The sequence below is a fragment of the Erysipelatoclostridium sp. AM42-17 genome, from assembly GCF_003480255.1.
Taxonomy (GTDB): Bacteria; Bacillota_I; Bacilli_A; order Erysipelotrichales; family Coprobacillaceae; genus Faecalibacillus.
In genome coordinates this window covers 137666-151633 of sequence record NZ_QUIN01000001.1, presented here as the reverse complement: position 1 = coordinate 151633, position 13968 = coordinate 137666, and the positions used below count along the sequence as shown (strand labels likewise).

The following is a 13968-nucleotide window of genomic DNA, read 5'->3' as shown; positions in this document are numbered from 1 at the left end:
CTTATGAGTTGTTTTGTTTTATATATGCTTTATATAGTTTGATGAGAGCTCTTTTTTCAATACGAGATACATATGAACGTGAGATGTTCATTTCTTTAGCAAGTTCTTTTTGGGTGCGTTTGGATTGATTGTTTAATCCATAACGTTTTATTAATATTTCTTGTTCTCTTTTGTTTAAAATAGAAAAGTTTTGAATAAGGCTTTGTATTTTATCATTTTGATCAACTTGGTCAATAAGAGGGGGATCGTTATTTTCTAAGAGTTCTTCTAAAACTATTTCACTTCCATCTTTATCAACACCAATTATTTCATTGAGGGAGATATCACTGTTTGTTTTTTTACTGCTTCTTAGATGCATTAAAATCTCATTTTCAATACATCTGGATGCATAAGTTGCAAGTTTAATATTTTTATCAGGATTGAAAGAATCAACAGCTTTAATTAGACCAATTGTTCCAATTGATATTAAGTCTTCTTGTAGATCTTTTTGATTTTCGTATTTTTTAGCTATATGAGCTACTAGCCTTAGGTTCCTTTCAATCAAAATATCTCTTGCCTGTAAATCCCCAGTAAGTTTTTTAGCTAAATAAAATTGTTCTTCGTGATGGCTTAAAGGAAGTTCAAATGATTTAGAACGAATATAAGAAACGAAGAAACTGTTTGTTAGTAATGTAAGTATTAGATTAAACATTTTATCACCTTTATTTTATCTTATGTCGTAAAATAAAAAATAATGAAGAATGAATAGAAAATAAAGAATTATAGGACTTTTCTTTTCTTTTAAAATAGGTTAAAATGAGGTACAATTGGTCATGAAGTGAGGTTGAATATGGAAGAAATAAGATGTTATGGTTGTGGAGCAATTATTCAAAATGAAAATAAAAAAATGATTGGATATATTCCAAAGAGTGCGATGAATAATGAAGTTGTATTGTGTCAAAGATGTTTTAGATTAAAAAATTATCATGAGTTAAATGAAACAAATTTAACACAAGATGATTTTTTAAATATTTTACAGACAATAGAGGATACCAATAGTCTTGTTGTTTATATGATTGATTTATTTGATTTTAATGGTAGTCTTATTCCTGGTTTAACACGACATTTAAGTCAAAATGATATCTTGATTGTAGGTAATAAACGAGATATTTTGCCTAAGTCTGCAAAAGATCAAAAAATAATTAAATGGTTAAGAAGACAATTAAAAGAATATGGTATAAAACCTGTAGATGTATTACTTACTAGCGGTATAAAAAAATATAATGTTGATACGCTTATAGAGATGATAGAACATTATCGAAACAAGCGAGATGTCTATGTTGTGGGAGTAACAAATGTAGGGAAATCATCGATGATTAATACTTTGATTAAAAGTATTAATCCAACAGAAAATAATTTAATTACAACAAGCGAATTTCCAGGTACAACATTAGATTTAATTGAAATTCCTTTTGATGATCACAGTAGTTTATATGATTCACCAGGAATTATTAATAAACATCAAATAGCTCATATCGTTGAAAAAGAAACATTGAAAGAAATTATGCCAACTGGAGAATTAAGACCTGCTACATTCCAATTAGATAACCAGCAAACGTTATATTTTGGTGGATTAGCAAGAATTGATTTTATTAAAGGAAAGCATAGTAGTTTTACATGCTATTTTAATAGACGCTTAACAATTCATCGTACAAAATTAATTAATGCAGATGAGTTATATAATCGTCATAAAACACTTAAACCAACTTTAAAGCAAATTGAATCTATTAAAGATTTTGCAAATTTTCAATTTAAATTGCCTGATTATAAAGTGGATATTGTTATTTCTGGGTTAGGTTTTATCAGTGTTCATTCACCTGATTCAATTATTAAAGTAAAAGCGCCTCATGGTGTTGGGGTATTTATAAGAGAAGCACTTATATAGGAGGAAAATATGTTAACAGGAAAACAAAAAAGATATTTAAGAAGTGAAGCACATCATTTATCAGCAATCTTTCAAATTGGTAAAGATGGGGTACATAGAACTCAAATTGAAGGTATTACTGATGCCTTAGATGCTAAAGAATTAATTAAAGTAAAAATATTAGAAAGTTGCAGTCAATCAAAAAATGAAGTGGCTTTAGAACTTTCTATGAAAACAAAAGCTGATGTTGTCCAAATTTTAGGAAGAACAATTATTTTATATAAACCTAGTGATAAGGAAATTTATAGATTACCATGAGTCGCATTGGAATATTAGGTGGAGCTTTTGATCCCATTCATTTAGGACATACAAGAATTATAAAAGAATCTATTTTAAAGTTGAATCTTGATACATTGTTAGTTATACCAACTAAAAATAATCCTTGGAAAGATCATAGTGCATTGTCTAATAATGATCGTATTAATACAATCTCTTTAGCGATAAAGGATATAGCTAAAGCTAAAATTTGTACAATTGAGCTAGATAGCTTAACAGAGGATAAAAACTATACAATAGATACTTTGAAAACTTTAAAAAAACAGTATCAAAATGATGAATTGTTTTATATTATGGGCATGGATCAGGCAAGCAAGTTTAATCAATGGAAAAATGCCAAAGAAATTAGTGAACTTGTTTCTTTAGTTGTATTTAAAAGACCGGATTATCAAGAAAATAACAATTTAAAAACTTATCATTTTTTTGAAATAGAAACTTCTATAAGTCATGAATCAAGTACAGCAATTAAACAAGGACATATAGAAATGTTAGATAAAAATGTTTTATCTTATCTTGCAAATCACGGACTATGTCTAGATTCACTTATTAAGAAAAAAATGTCCAATAAGCGTTATCTTCATACGCTTAGTGTCGCTAAACTAGCAAGAGAATTTGCACAAAGTAATCATTTAGATGATTTGAAGGCTTATATAGCAGCTATGATGCATGATGTGGCTAAAGAAATGGATAAGGATTTAGAATTAGAATTAATGAAAAAATATTATTCTGAATTTCTTAATAAACCGGAACCTGTTTATCATCAATGGTTATCGTCTTATGTTTGTCAAAATGAATTTGATATACATGATCAAGAGATATTGCAAGCTATAGAGAACCATACAACTGCTAGTTTAGATATGCATTTATTAGATATGTGCGTATATTGTGCTGACAAACTTGATCCTTTAAGAGGGTATGATTCAAGTGAAGCAATTGCATTATGTAATCAAGATATTAAAAAAGGATTTGTATATTGCTTAAATGATTTTTACCAATTTTCAAAAAAGAAAAATAGGGAAATAGATCCTTGCTTTTTTGAAATATTTAATAAATTTAAAAAGGAGATATAAATGAAAAAATTAGAGATTATTGTTAAAGCGTTAGATGAAAAATTAGCTAAAGATATTACTGTTTTAGATATGGGGATGACTAGCCCTGTATGTGATTATTTTGTCATTGCTACTGCTGCTAATGAAAGATTAATGTTAGCTTTAAAAGATAATGTTGAAGAAAAATGCGAAGAAAACGGATATTCCGTTAAATCTATTGAAGGTAAAAAAGCAAGTCAATGGATTTTGATGGATTATGGAGATATTGTTGTTCATCTATTTGATCCAGAAGAAAGAAAAAACTATAACTTAGAAAAATTATGGGCAGATATGCCAACAGTGGATATTGAGGAGTTATTAAAATAATGTCATACGAAGCATTTGCATATTATTATGATAGTTTAATGGATGCTGATTTTTATAAAGATTACGTTCAATTTATAAAAGAACATGCTGATTTTCAAACTGTTTTGGAATTAGGATGTGGTACTGGCGAAATTGCAGTGCGTCTAGCCAAGCGAAAGAAGGAGGTTTATGCAACTGATTTATCTAAAGATATGTTAGAAGTTGCACGAATGAAAGCTTCAAGACAAAACGTTGAATTGATGCTAGGACGCATAGATATGCGAGATTTTATAGTTGATCAAAAATTAGATTTAGTTTTATGTTTATGTGACTCTCTTAATTACATTATAGAACGTGATGAAGTGAAAAAGACATTTGTTAACTGTTTTAATGCTATCAAAGACGATGGTTGTTTTATATTTGATGTAGATAGTATTTATAAGATGGAAAATATTCTAAAAGATTATCTTGAAGAAAATGATGATCCTGATTTTTATTTCAAGTGGAAAGTAGATTCGTTAGGATATGGACATGTTGTACATCATGTTGAAATTATTGATAAGATTGAAAATGAACATGTAAGCGAAGAACATATACAAAAAACATTGACAGTAGATGAATACAAAAACATGTTATTAGAAGTAGGATTTAAAGATATTGAAATTTACAGTGATTTTGGTGAATATCATGATGACTGTGAAAGAGTTATATTTGTTTGTAGAAAAGAGGCAAAATGATGATAGGTATTATTGGAGCAATGGAAGAAGAAGTAAATGCTATTTTAGATAAATGTGAAATCAATCAAGAAAAGCAAATATTGGATTGTCATTTTTACGAAGGCAAAGTTTTTGATAAAGATATTGTTGTTTTACAGGGTGGAATTGGAAAAGTAAATGCTGCAATTTGTACATCTATTTTAATTAGTGAATATCACCCAAATTTTATTATCAATATTGGTTCAGCAGGTGGTTTACAATCTAATCAAAATGTAGGTGATGTTGTTATTTCAAAGGAAGTAGCATATCACGATGTTGATGTTACTGCTTTTGGTAGACAAATTGGCGAAATACCAGGAATGCCAGTTGTTTTTAAAGCAGATTCGATCTTAGTTGATAAGGCTAAAACAATCTTAAATGAAATGAATATTACATATCATCATGGTTTAATTGTATCTGGAGATCAATTTATTCATCAAAAAGTACAAGTTGATGAAATAAAAAATAATTTTCCTAATGCACTTTGTAGTGAAATGGAATCAACTGCTATTGCACAAACTTGTTATAAATACCAAATTCCGTTTATTATTACACGTTCATTATCTGATGTATTTGGTAAAGGCAATTCGTCTATTCAATTTGATGAGTATTTAAAAAAAGCAAGTGAAGCTTCTGCAAAGTTATGTGTTGAATTAGTTAAGGTGGCATAAGATGAGAAAAGGAGAGATAGAATTACTTGCACCTGCCGGTAGTTATGAAGCAATGGTTGCTGCAGTTCAATCTGGTGCAAATGCTGTCTATTTAGGTGGACAGCTTTTTGGTGCTCGTGCCTATGCTACCAATTTTGATCGTGATGAATTAAAAAAAGCAGTCGAATACTGTCATTTACATCGAGTTCTATTGTATGTGACAGTAAATATTTTATACCAAAATTCTCAATTTGAAGAATTATTAGAATACATCAATTATTTATATTCTATTCATGTAGATGCATTGATTATTCAAGATATGGGATTGTATTATTTTGTAAAAAAATACTTTCCCCATTTTGAAATTCATATTTCTACACAAGCAAGTGTCAAAAATAAAGCTGGTGTTCAATATTTTGAAAGTCAAAATGTTGATCGTGTTGTCATTGCTAGAGAAACATCAATAGATGAAATTGAAGATATTTGCCATGATACAAACATTGACATTGAAGTTTTTGTTCATGGTGCAATTTGTATGTCTTACTCTGGTCAATGTTTGATGAGTAGTATGATTGCTAAAAGAAGTGGTAATCAGGGTGCGTGCGGGCAACCATGTCGATTACAGTATGAGTTTTTAAAAAATGGTAAAATAGAGCATAATGAAAATAAATATATACTTTCACCTAAAGATTTATGTTCTATTGATCATATTCCTAGATTGATTGAAGCGGGTGTTAAATCTTTTAAAATTGAAGGAAGAATGAAAAAGCCAGAGTATGTAGCGAGTGTTGTTTCTTCTTATCGTCAAGCGATAGATGCTTATTACAAAAATCAACCTATAGATACTCAACAAGCCAAAAATAATATGATGAAGATCTTTAATCGTGGATTTACTGGTGGATTTTTATGGAATGACAAAAATTTTGTTTCATCAGACATTCCCGGAAATAGAGGTGTTAAAGTTGCACAAATAGTAAGATACAATAAAAAAGAAAAAAAACTTATACTACGTTTAACAAATTTAATTCATCAAAATGATCGTCTTTATTTTCCTAAAGAAGAACTGACACGTACAGTGACAAAGATGTTTAAAAAGCGTTTATTGGTGAATGAAGCATATAAAGATGATATTATTGAAATTGAATTAAATAAAGAAATTGATATAAAACAAGATGTTTATAAAATAAGTGATTATGTATATGAAAAAGAATTACAAAAATATATTCAACATGAAAATATTTCTTTACCTATTTCTATGAAAGTAATCGGTAAGATTAATGAGCCTTTGACTTTAACTGTATATGATGATTCGACGTCTTTAACGGTGCACACTACACAAACAATAGAAAAGGCTTTAAAAACGCCATTATCAACTGAGAGAATTAAACAACAGTTATCTAAATTAGGAAACACAATTTACCATTTAGATAAAATTACAATTGATTTTTGTGATAATGGCATTATTCCGATTAAATCTTTAAATGACTTAAGGAGAGAAGCTATCGCACAGTTTCAACAAAAGAAATTAAATAAGCATCAAGAATCAGTTCACGTCATATTAGATAAAAAACTCACGAAAAGAAAACAAGTAAAAGAACTTAATGTTATGATTTCAAATTTAAAACAATATAGTGCTATTGATTTAAATCAAGTTCATCATGTATTTATTCCGTTTTTTCTTTTGAATAAGATGGATAATATTGATGATCGTATCATACCATATATACCTTATTTATACTCGCAAGATGATTTAAATGAATTTATCGAATCTGATTTGTTTAATTTGTTTAATCAGGTACTTGTTAGCGATTATGGTGCATTGCAATTAATAAAGGAAAAAAAGAAAGTGATTTTAAGCAATAATTTCAACCTATGCAACGATTATGGGATAGAAGCATTAAATAATGATTTTGTGATACCTTATGAAATGACGGAAAAACAAATCAATAATATTCATACTACTCAAAAATCTTATTTTATTGCTTATGGAAAAATTACAAATATGAATATGAAACATTGTATTATAAGTCAATTTTATTTAGGGAAAAAAGTTGATAAGTGTAATTTATGTAAACATGGTACATATCAATTAAAAGATCGTAAAGGGAAATTATTTGATATTCTTACTGACACATATTGTAATAATTATATTTTGCATTATAAGACACTCGAATGTTATGAATTAGATTATTTTAATGCAGATGCAATCATTTTAAATTTTACTAATGAGGCATTTGATGATATCAAAAAGATTATTAATAGATATGATCATATTATTAATAATAGGTCAGTAATCAATACGACAAATCTAAACACATTTACAGGATATTTTTAATCCTGTTTTTCTTTTTTACAAATTATATATCTAAAAATGCATAATTAATTATATTTTTTCAAAATTTAATTGCAGTTAAATTTTGAAAATGCTAAAATTTAGGTATAAAGAATTTAGGAGGAATTATATGGCAATAGATTTAGAATTAGCTAAAAGATTACGTTCATATCGAAATTTTAAACATCTTACACAAAAGGATGTTGCCGCACATCTTAATGTTCCTCATTCAGCTATTTCAGATATAGAAAATGGTAAACGTGATATTACAGTTGGTGAATTGAAAATTTTTTCAAATCTATATGGCAGAAGTGTAGAAGAAATTATGAGTGGGAAAAAATATGATTATTATAATATCGCTAATATAGCACGTTTATTAACTGAACTTCCTGATGAAGATTTAAAAGAAGTTATGTTTATTATTGAATATAAACGAAAAAGAAATGATGAAAGAAACAAACGAAATGCATAAATGGACTTGAGTTAATCAAGTCCATTTATTTTAGTAATTTTTTAAATTCTTCGAGAATCTTCATTCCTTCATTAATAATTTTCATATCTACAATCTCAAAAGTGTCTGCGTGATGAAATTCTACATTGATGTTTTTTTGATGAATTTCTACTATTGCATAGGTACCGAATCCATATTCTGCTCGATTAATCATGACACTTCCAGGATTAATAAATATTTCATTATTTTGGTGAATATATGTGGGAACATGGGTATGACCGTGAAAACATATTTGTAGATCGTTATTATCCATATATTGAGACAATTTATCGTAACCACGGTAAACATCGAATTTTTGCCCATGAGTAATTAAGCAATGATATCCATCAATGTTTTTTTTAATTGTAATAGGTAAAAATGACTGATCATGATTTCCTTGAACTACAAGCATTTTTTTTAGATGTGGATCATCTTCATCAACAGAAATATCTCCACAATGAATGACTATATCGTATTTTTCATGTTCTAAAATATGATCCATTTTTTCATTATACATATGGGTATCGCTTATTAGTAGAATTCTCATCATATTTCTCCTTTTTATACTATCACTTTAATTATACTCTTTTAACAAGAAATGTCATTTTCCAAATGAGAAAAAAATTTTAAGAAAGTGTTTACAATATAAAGAATAATTGGTAAAATAAATACAGGTTAAAAAAAGGAGTGTAAAAAATGAAAAGCATTTTATTAGTATGTTCGGCAGGTATGTCAACAAGTTTATTAGTTACAAAAATGGAAGCAGCAGCAAAGGATGCAAATTACGAATGTAAAATCTTTGCTTTACCTTTTTCAGATGCACCAAGAGTGTTAGAAGAAGTAGATTGTATCTTACTTGGACCTCAAGTTAGATTCCAAAAAGCTGCAATTGAAAAATTAGCAGCAGGACGTAAAGCTGGACCAATCCCTGTTGATGTAATCGATATGAGAGATTATGGAACAATGAATGGTAAAGCTGTATTCGAAAACGCTTTAAAATTATTAGGTGAATAATCTAATGAGGATGCTTAGATGCATCCTTTTTTTATTGTTAAAAAAAAAGAGACTTTTTTTATTGTATACAATATGGTATAATATCTAAAAATTAAGGAGGACACATTATGGAAAAGGGGATTATTACTGTCGTAGGAAAAGATCAAGTGGGGATTATTGCTGAAGTTTGTTCTTTTCTTGCTGATAACAATATTAATATTTTAGATATTTCACAAACAATTATACAAGGATATTTTAATATGATGATGATTGTAGAATTATCTAAAATGGATAAAGATTTTGGAAACGTATGTGAAGATTTAGATCAATTAGGTCAAAAAATTGGTGTTAACATTAAATTACAACATGAAAATATTTTTAACAAAATGCATCGTATTTAATATGGGGAGGAAATATGATTAATTTATTCGAAGTTACTGAAACTAATAAGATGATTGAACAAGAAAACTTAGATGTAAGAACCATTACTCTTGGTATTAGCTTGTTGGATTGCATGGATCATGATATTAATGTTTTATGTGATAATGTTTATAAAAAGATTATGCGTGTTGCAAAAAACTTAGTACCTACTGGTCAAGAAATTGAAAAAAAATATGGAATTCCTATTGTTAATAAAAGAATTTCAGTTACTCCTATTGGCTTTGTAGGAGCAAATGCTTGTCATAGTACAAGTGATTTTGTAAAAATCGCAAAAACATTAGATAAATGTGCTATTGAATTGGGAGTGAATTTCATTGGTGGATATAGTGCAATTGTTTCAAAAGGAATGACACCTGCTGAAAAACTATTAATTGAATCTATTCCTGAAGCAATGAAAGTAACAAATTACGTATGTAGCTCTGTAAATGTAGGTTCAACTAAAACAGGAATTAATATGGATGCTGTTAAACTTATGGGTGATATTATTAAAAATACAGCAGAACTTACTGCCGAAAATGATTCAATTGGGTGTGCTAAATTAGTTGTTTTATGTAATGCACCTGATGATAATCCATTTATGGCAGGAGCTTTTCATGGTGTAAGTGAAGCTGATTGTATTATTAATGTTGGTGTTAGTGGACCAGGTGTTGTTAAAAATGCAATTGAAAAATGCAAAGGTGCAGATTTTGGTGAGTTATGTGAAACTATCAAAAAGACTGCTTTTAAGATTACACGTGTTGGCCAATTAGTTGCCAAAGAAGCATCAAAAAAATTGAATGTTCCTTTTGGAATTATTGATTTATCTTTAGCTCCAACACCAGCAGTTGGTGATAGTATTGCTGATTGTTTAGAAGGTATGGGCTTAGATAGTGTGGGTGCTCCAGGAACAACGGCTGCACTTGCCATTTTAAATGATCAAGTTAAAAAAGGTGGTGTAATGGCATCTTCTTATGTTGGCGGGCTATCTGGTGCTTTTATTCCAGTAAGTGAAGATCAAGGAATGATTAACGCAGTTGAAAATGGTGCACTTACTCTTGAAAAATTAGAAGCAATGACATGTGTATGTTCAGTTGGATTAGATATGATTGCTATTCCTGGTGATGTTGCTAATACAACTATTTCTGGAATTATTGCTGACGAAATGGCAATTGGAATGATTAATCAAAAAACAACAGCTGTTCGAATTATTCCAGTAATTGGTAAAACTGTTGGAGAAACAGTTGAATTTGGAGGCTTGTTAGGTTATGCACCAATCATGCCAATTAACAAATTTGGATGTGCTGAATTTATTAATCGTGGGGGACGTATTCCTGCACCAATACATAGTTTTAAAAATTAGGCAAATGCCTAATTTTTTTTGCATTCTATTTTATATTTATGAAAGATTAGTCTATAATGTGTTTTGTTAAGAGAGGTTTTTATGAAAAAATTAACATTGAATGATTACAAAACAGTCAAATATTATTTAGATTTAGCACAGTATGATGGTTATAATAGCAACTTTGTTAATATGATGCTATGGGATCATGAGTACAATATTTTTTATCATCAAGAAGAACATTTCTTGGTGATGCTTCATACTTATGGAAATGAACGCTTTTTTTCAATGCCCTTTTGCAAATCAAAGTATATTGATGATGCAATAGAGTACATGAAAAACTATGCAAATAAGAACCATTTTTCTTTTAAAATTGAGGTAGCAACAGAAGATTTTGTTAATAAATTAAAAATTAATCATTCTGAACTTCTTTGTATAGAAGACAGGAATAACTTTGACTATGTCTACCTAAAAGAAAATTTAATGACTTTAAAAGGTAAAAAAATGCAAAAAAGGCGAAATCATCTTAATGCATTTAAAAAAAGTAATATAGATTATATTTATAAAGAAATAGAAGACCACGATATTGATGCAGTTTTAAAATGTTTAAGAAAATGGGATGATTCAAAAGATAATGAAGAATCTATACAATCAGAATACATTGCCATTATGTATGCTTTAATTCATCGTCATGAGCTTCATTTAAAAACAGGTTGTATTTATATTAATAATGAAATAGAAGCATTTGCTATTGGATCAGAATTATATCATCAAACTATTGAGATTCATTTTGAAAAGGCAAATAAAAATATTAGAGGTTTATATGTACTTATTGGTCAATTATTTCTACAAAATAACTATCCTGATGCACTTTATGTTAACCGTGAGGAGGATATGGGACTTGAAAGTTTAAGAAAATCAAAAATGGATTTACATCCTGATCACATGGTAAAAAAATACACAATTATTGAAAAAAATTTGCGTATTAGAAAGGCTGAAGATTCTGATTTTAATCTACTTCAATCGAACTGGTTAAACACATTTGAGGATGAAGATCAATTATCTACACAATTTTATTTTTCTCACCTTTATAAAAAAGAAAATACATATCTACTACAAAATAATGAAAAGATTATTGGCTGTATGCAAATTAGGCCATTTACTATTTCTGAACATGATAAAATTAAATCAGTGTATTTTATTTTAGGTGTTATTGTAAAAAAAGCTTTCCGACACAATGGCTGTATGAATACGATGATTCGTTATGTTTTAGATAATGATTTTAAAAATAAACAAGTGATGTTACAAGCATACATACCTGAAATATATCATCATTTAGGATTTAAAGACACTTATATCAATATTCATTATAGGGCAGATAAGGTTATAGATAATGAGGAATTAAAAGATATTATATTTATTGATGATGTTGATATTAAAGAAAAAGAAGAAAACTTATTAATGCTTTATAAAAGACATTGTAAACAATATGATGGATATTATGTAAGAGACAATAATTATTATCGAAATTACTTCATTCCAAGATTAGAATCATTGAATAGAAATTTAAAATTCATTAAAGTTGATAACGAATTAATAGGATATATAGAGTATGAAATAAATCGTAATGAACTTATTATTACAGAATTTATTTATACTGAAAAAAAATATATAGTGCCAATTATTAATTTTCTTCTTGAAAAATATAAAGTTGTCCAATTTGATTTACCAGAATCTATTGATGTTGAATGGAATAGTAAACCATATTGTCAAATGCTTGCTAATTTTTCTTTAAAAACAAAAAGTCCACTTTATATCAATGAAATCTATTAAAAAATTCATTGACTATAAATTTCAAGCATTATAAAATATTTTTACATGAGGAGGAAGAAGACTAAAAATGATACTAGAAGATCGTGAATTACATGAAGAATGTGGTGTCTTTGGCGTAATTGGTAATAAGAATGCTTCAAATATTTGTTATTATGGATTACATAGTTTACAACATAGGGGACAAGAAGCTGCAGGTATATGTACTGTCAATAGTGAAAAAAAATTTAAAATACATAAAGGAGAAGGATTAGTTACAGAAATCTTTAATCCTGAAAAAATGGATCAATTGGATGGTGATGCTGCAATAGGGCATGTGCGTTACTCTACTGCCGGTGGAGGTGGTATTGCTAATGTACAACCATTCTTATTTAGAACTTTAAATGGTTCAATGAGTATATGTCATAATGGAAATTTAGTTAATGCTAATATATTAAGGGGAAAATTAGAAGAAGAAGGAAGCATTTTTTCTTCATCTTCTGATACAGAAGTATTAGGACATTTAATTAAAAGACAGAGTGGTCGAATGATTGATCGTATTTGCAAATCTTTAGATATGTTAGATGGAGCGTTTGCTTTTTTAATACTTATTGAAGATCGTTTATATGCTGCAAGAGACAAATACGGATTAAGACCATTATCTATTGGTAAAATGCCAAATGGTGCTTATGTTTTTGCCTCAGAAACATGTGCTTTAGATGTTGTTGGTGCACAATATGTAAGAGATGTTGAACCAGGTGAAATTGTAAGAGTAAAAGATGGACAACTACTTTCCAAAATCTATACACAAGATAAGATAGTGGATAAGATATGTGCAATGGAATACATATATTTTTCTAGACCAGACAGTACTTTAGATGGAATTAATGTACACACAACTAGAAAACTTGCTGGTAAACAATTGTATTATGAATCACCAGTTGAAGCAGATGTTGTCATAGGGGTTCCTGATTCATCTATTTCTGCAGCTATTGGTTATGCAGAAGCTTCTGGAATTCCATATGAAATGGGACTAGTTAAAAATAAATATGTGGGGCGTACTTTTATTCAACCAACTCAAGAATTAAGAGAACAGGGCGTTAGAATGAAATTATCTGCTGTATCTTCAATTGTAAAAGATAAAAAAGTGATTATGATTGATGACTCAATTGTTAGGGGAACTACTTCTAAGCGTATTGTAAGATTATTAAAAGAAGCGGGAGCAAAAGAAGTACATGTACGTATTGCTTCACCAGCAATAAAATTCCCATGTTTTTATGGGGTTGATACTTCGACTTTAGAAGAGCTTATTTCAAATAAAATGGATGTTGATGAACTATGTAAATATATCCAAGCTGATTCATTAGCATTTATTAGTGAAGATGGTTTAAGAAAGTCTATTCATTTTAAAAAAGAACATACATGTGGATTATGTTTATCATGTTTCAATGGACAATATGTTACTAAATTATATGATTCGTTTGATAAAGCTAATAAGGATGAAAAGTAGAGTTTGCACACAAGGAGCTTTTTGCTCCTTGTTTTAT

The 13968-nt window shown here is 28.5% G+C and carries 15 protein-coding genes; 13 read left to right on the top strand and 2 right to left on the bottom strand.

What is annotated here, in order from left to right:
- Position 1: 1 nt before the first annotated feature.
- On the bottom strand, positions 2–691 hold the full coding sequence (sigK, locus tag DW911_RS00795; RefSeq protein WP_118431034.1) for an RNA polymerase sporulation sigma factor SigK: 690 nt from the start codon (positions 689–691) through the stop codon (positions 2–4).
- 138 nt (positions 692–829) lie between these two features.
- On the opposite strand from sigK, the gene yqeH reads away from it, so the two are divergent.
- The 8 genes from yqeH to DW911_RS00760 all read left to right on the top strand — a co-directional run bounded on the left by yqeH (position 830) and on the right by DW911_RS00760 (position 7842).
- Positions 830–1924 carry a ribosome biogenesis GTPase YqeH gene (yqeH, locus tag DW911_RS00790; protein WP_118607358.1) on the top strand — a complete coding sequence of 365 codons (1095 nt, stop codon included), beginning with the start codon at positions 830–832 and terminating at the stop codon, positions 1922–1924.
- A gap of 9 nt (positions 1925–1933) precedes the next feature.
- Complete coding sequence (yhbY, locus tag DW911_RS00785) at positions 1934–2221, top strand: ribosome assembly RNA-binding protein YhbY (protein ID WP_118607357.1); 288 nt, start codon at positions 1934–1936, stop codon at positions 2219–2221.
- Entirely contained in the window at positions 2218–3309 is a 1092-nt protein-coding gene (locus DW911_RS00780) for a nicotinate-nucleotide adenylyltransferase (RefSeq protein WP_199669441.1), read from the top strand. The genes yhbY and DW911_RS00780 overlap by 4 nt, the downstream gene beginning before the upstream one ends.
- Positions 3310–3654, top strand: coding sequence for a ribosome silencing factor (gene rsfS, locus DW911_RS10935; RefSeq protein ID WP_199669440.1), 345 nt, complete (start codon positions 3310–3312; stop codon positions 3652–3654).
- A complete protein-coding gene (locus DW911_RS00775; RefSeq protein ID WP_118431028.1) occupies positions 3654–4370 on the top strand; it encodes a class I SAM-dependent DNA methyltransferase in 717 nt (238 codons plus the stop codon). Before rsfS ends, DW911_RS00775 begins: the two co-directional genes overlap by 1 nt.
- Entirely contained in the window at positions 4367–5059 is a 693-nt protein-coding gene (locus DW911_RS00770) for a 5'-methylthioadenosine/adenosylhomocysteine nucleosidase (RefSeq protein ID WP_233541798.1), read from the top strand. Before DW911_RS00775 ends, DW911_RS00770 begins: the two co-directional genes overlap by 4 nt.
- Before the next feature lies 1 nt (position 5060).
- Complete coding sequence (locus DW911_RS00765) at positions 5061–7373, top strand: peptidase U32 family protein (RefSeq protein WP_118607356.1); 2313 nt, start codon at positions 5061–5063, stop codon at positions 7371–7373.
- Between the two features lie 127 nt (positions 7374–7500).
- Entirely contained in the window at positions 7501–7842 is a 342-nt protein-coding gene (locus DW911_RS00760; protein ID WP_118431025.1) for a helix-turn-helix domain-containing protein, read from the top strand.
- Positions 7843–7867: 25 nt separating this feature from the next.
- Here the strand turns inward: DW911_RS00760 and DW911_RS00755 are convergent, their stop codons facing one another.
- Positions 7868–8407, bottom strand: a complete 540-nt coding sequence (locus tag DW911_RS00755; RefSeq protein ID WP_118607355.1) for a metallophosphoesterase family protein — start codon at positions 8405–8407, stop codon at positions 7868–7870.
- Between the two features lie 149 nt (positions 8408–8556).
- Here DW911_RS00755 and DW911_RS00750 point away from each other — a divergent pair, with 149 nt between their 5' ends.
- From DW911_RS00750 to purF, 5 genes are all read left to right on the top strand, one after another.
- The gene (locus DW911_RS00750) at positions 8557–8874 is read left to right on the top strand and encodes a PTS sugar transporter subunit IIB (RefSeq protein WP_118431021.1); all 318 of its coding nucleotides are present in this window, start codon (positions 8557–8559) and stop codon (positions 8872–8874) included.
- A 107-nt stretch (positions 8875–8981) separates the two neighbouring features.
- Complete coding sequence (locus DW911_RS00745; RefSeq protein WP_118431019.1) at positions 8982–9254, top strand: ACT domain-containing protein; 273 nt, start codon at positions 8982–8984, stop codon at positions 9252–9254.
- Positions 9255–9268: 14 nt separating this feature from the next.
- Positions 9269–10633: a PFL family protein gene (locus DW911_RS00740; protein WP_118431017.1), complete on the top strand. Its 1365-nt coding sequence runs from the start codon at positions 9269–9271 to the stop codon at positions 10631–10633.
- 81 nt (positions 10634–10714) lie between these two features.
- A complete protein-coding gene (locus tag DW911_RS00735) occupies positions 10715–12445 on the top strand; it encodes a GNAT family N-acetyltransferase (RefSeq protein WP_118431015.1) in 1731 nt (576 codons plus the stop codon).
- Positions 12446–12512: 67 nt separating this feature from the next.
- The gene (purF, locus tag DW911_RS00730; RefSeq protein WP_118431013.1) at positions 12513–13931 is read left to right on the top strand and encodes an amidophosphoribosyltransferase; all 1419 of its coding nucleotides are present in this window, start codon (positions 12513–12515) and stop codon (positions 13929–13931) included.
- Positions 13932–13968 lie beyond the last annotated feature (37 nt).

What these genes read in the sequence shown, in the direction of transcription:
- purF (WP_118431013.1), top strand. Translation starts at nt 12,513, where the DNA reads ATGATACTAGAAGATCGTGAATTACATGAAGAATGTGGTGTCTTTGGC.
- DW911_RS00750 (WP_118431021.1), top strand. Translation starts at nt 8,557, where the DNA reads ATGAAAAGCATTTTATTAGTATGTTCGGCAGGTATGTCAACAAGTTTA.
- sigK (WP_118431034.1), bottom strand. Translation starts at nt 691, where the DNA reads ATGTTTAATCTAATACTTACATTACTAACAAACAGTTTCTTCGTTTCT.
- DW911_RS00775 (WP_118431028.1), top strand. Translation starts at nt 3,654, where the DNA reads ATGTCATACGAAGCATTTGCATATTATTATGATAGTTTAATGGATGCT.
- DW911_RS00760 (WP_118431025.1), top strand. Translation starts at nt 7,501, where the DNA reads ATGGCAATAGATTTAGAATTAGCTAAAAGATTACGTTCATATCGAAAT.
- rsfS (WP_199669440.1), top strand. Translation starts at nt 3,310, where the DNA reads ATGAAAAAATTAGAGATTATTGTTAAAGCGTTAGATGAAAAATTAGCT.
- DW911_RS00745 (WP_118431019.1), top strand. Translation starts at nt 8,982, where the DNA reads ATGGAAAAGGGGATTATTACTGTCGTAGGAAAAGATCAAGTGGGGATT.
- DW911_RS00755 (WP_118607355.1), bottom strand. Translation starts at nt 8,407, where the DNA reads ATGAGAATTCTACTAATAAGCGATACCCATATGTATAATGAAAAAATG.
- DW911_RS00735 (WP_118431015.1), top strand. Translation starts at nt 10,715, where the DNA reads ATGAAAAAATTAACATTGAATGATTACAAAACAGTCAAATATTATTTA.
- DW911_RS00780 (WP_199669441.1), top strand. Translation starts at nt 2,218, where the DNA reads ATGAGTCGCATTGGAATATTAGGTGGAGCTTTTGATCCCATTCATTTA.
- yhbY (WP_118607357.1), top strand. Translation starts at nt 1,934, where the DNA reads ATGTTAACAGGAAAACAAAAAAGATATTTAAGAAGTGAAGCACATCAT.
- DW911_RS00770 (WP_233541798.1), top strand. Translation starts at nt 4,367, where the DNA reads ATGATGATAGGTATTATTGGAGCAATGGAAGAAGAAGTAAATGCTATT.
- DW911_RS00740 (WP_118431017.1), top strand. Translation starts at nt 9,269, where the DNA reads ATGATTAATTTATTCGAAGTTACTGAAACTAATAAGATGATTGAACAA.
- yqeH (WP_118607358.1), top strand. Translation starts at nt 830, where the DNA reads ATGGAAGAAATAAGATGTTATGGTTGTGGAGCAATTATTCAAAATGAA.
- DW911_RS00765 (WP_118607356.1), top strand. Translation starts at nt 5,061, where the DNA reads ATGAGAAAAGGAGAGATAGAATTACTTGCACCTGCCGGTAGTTATGAA.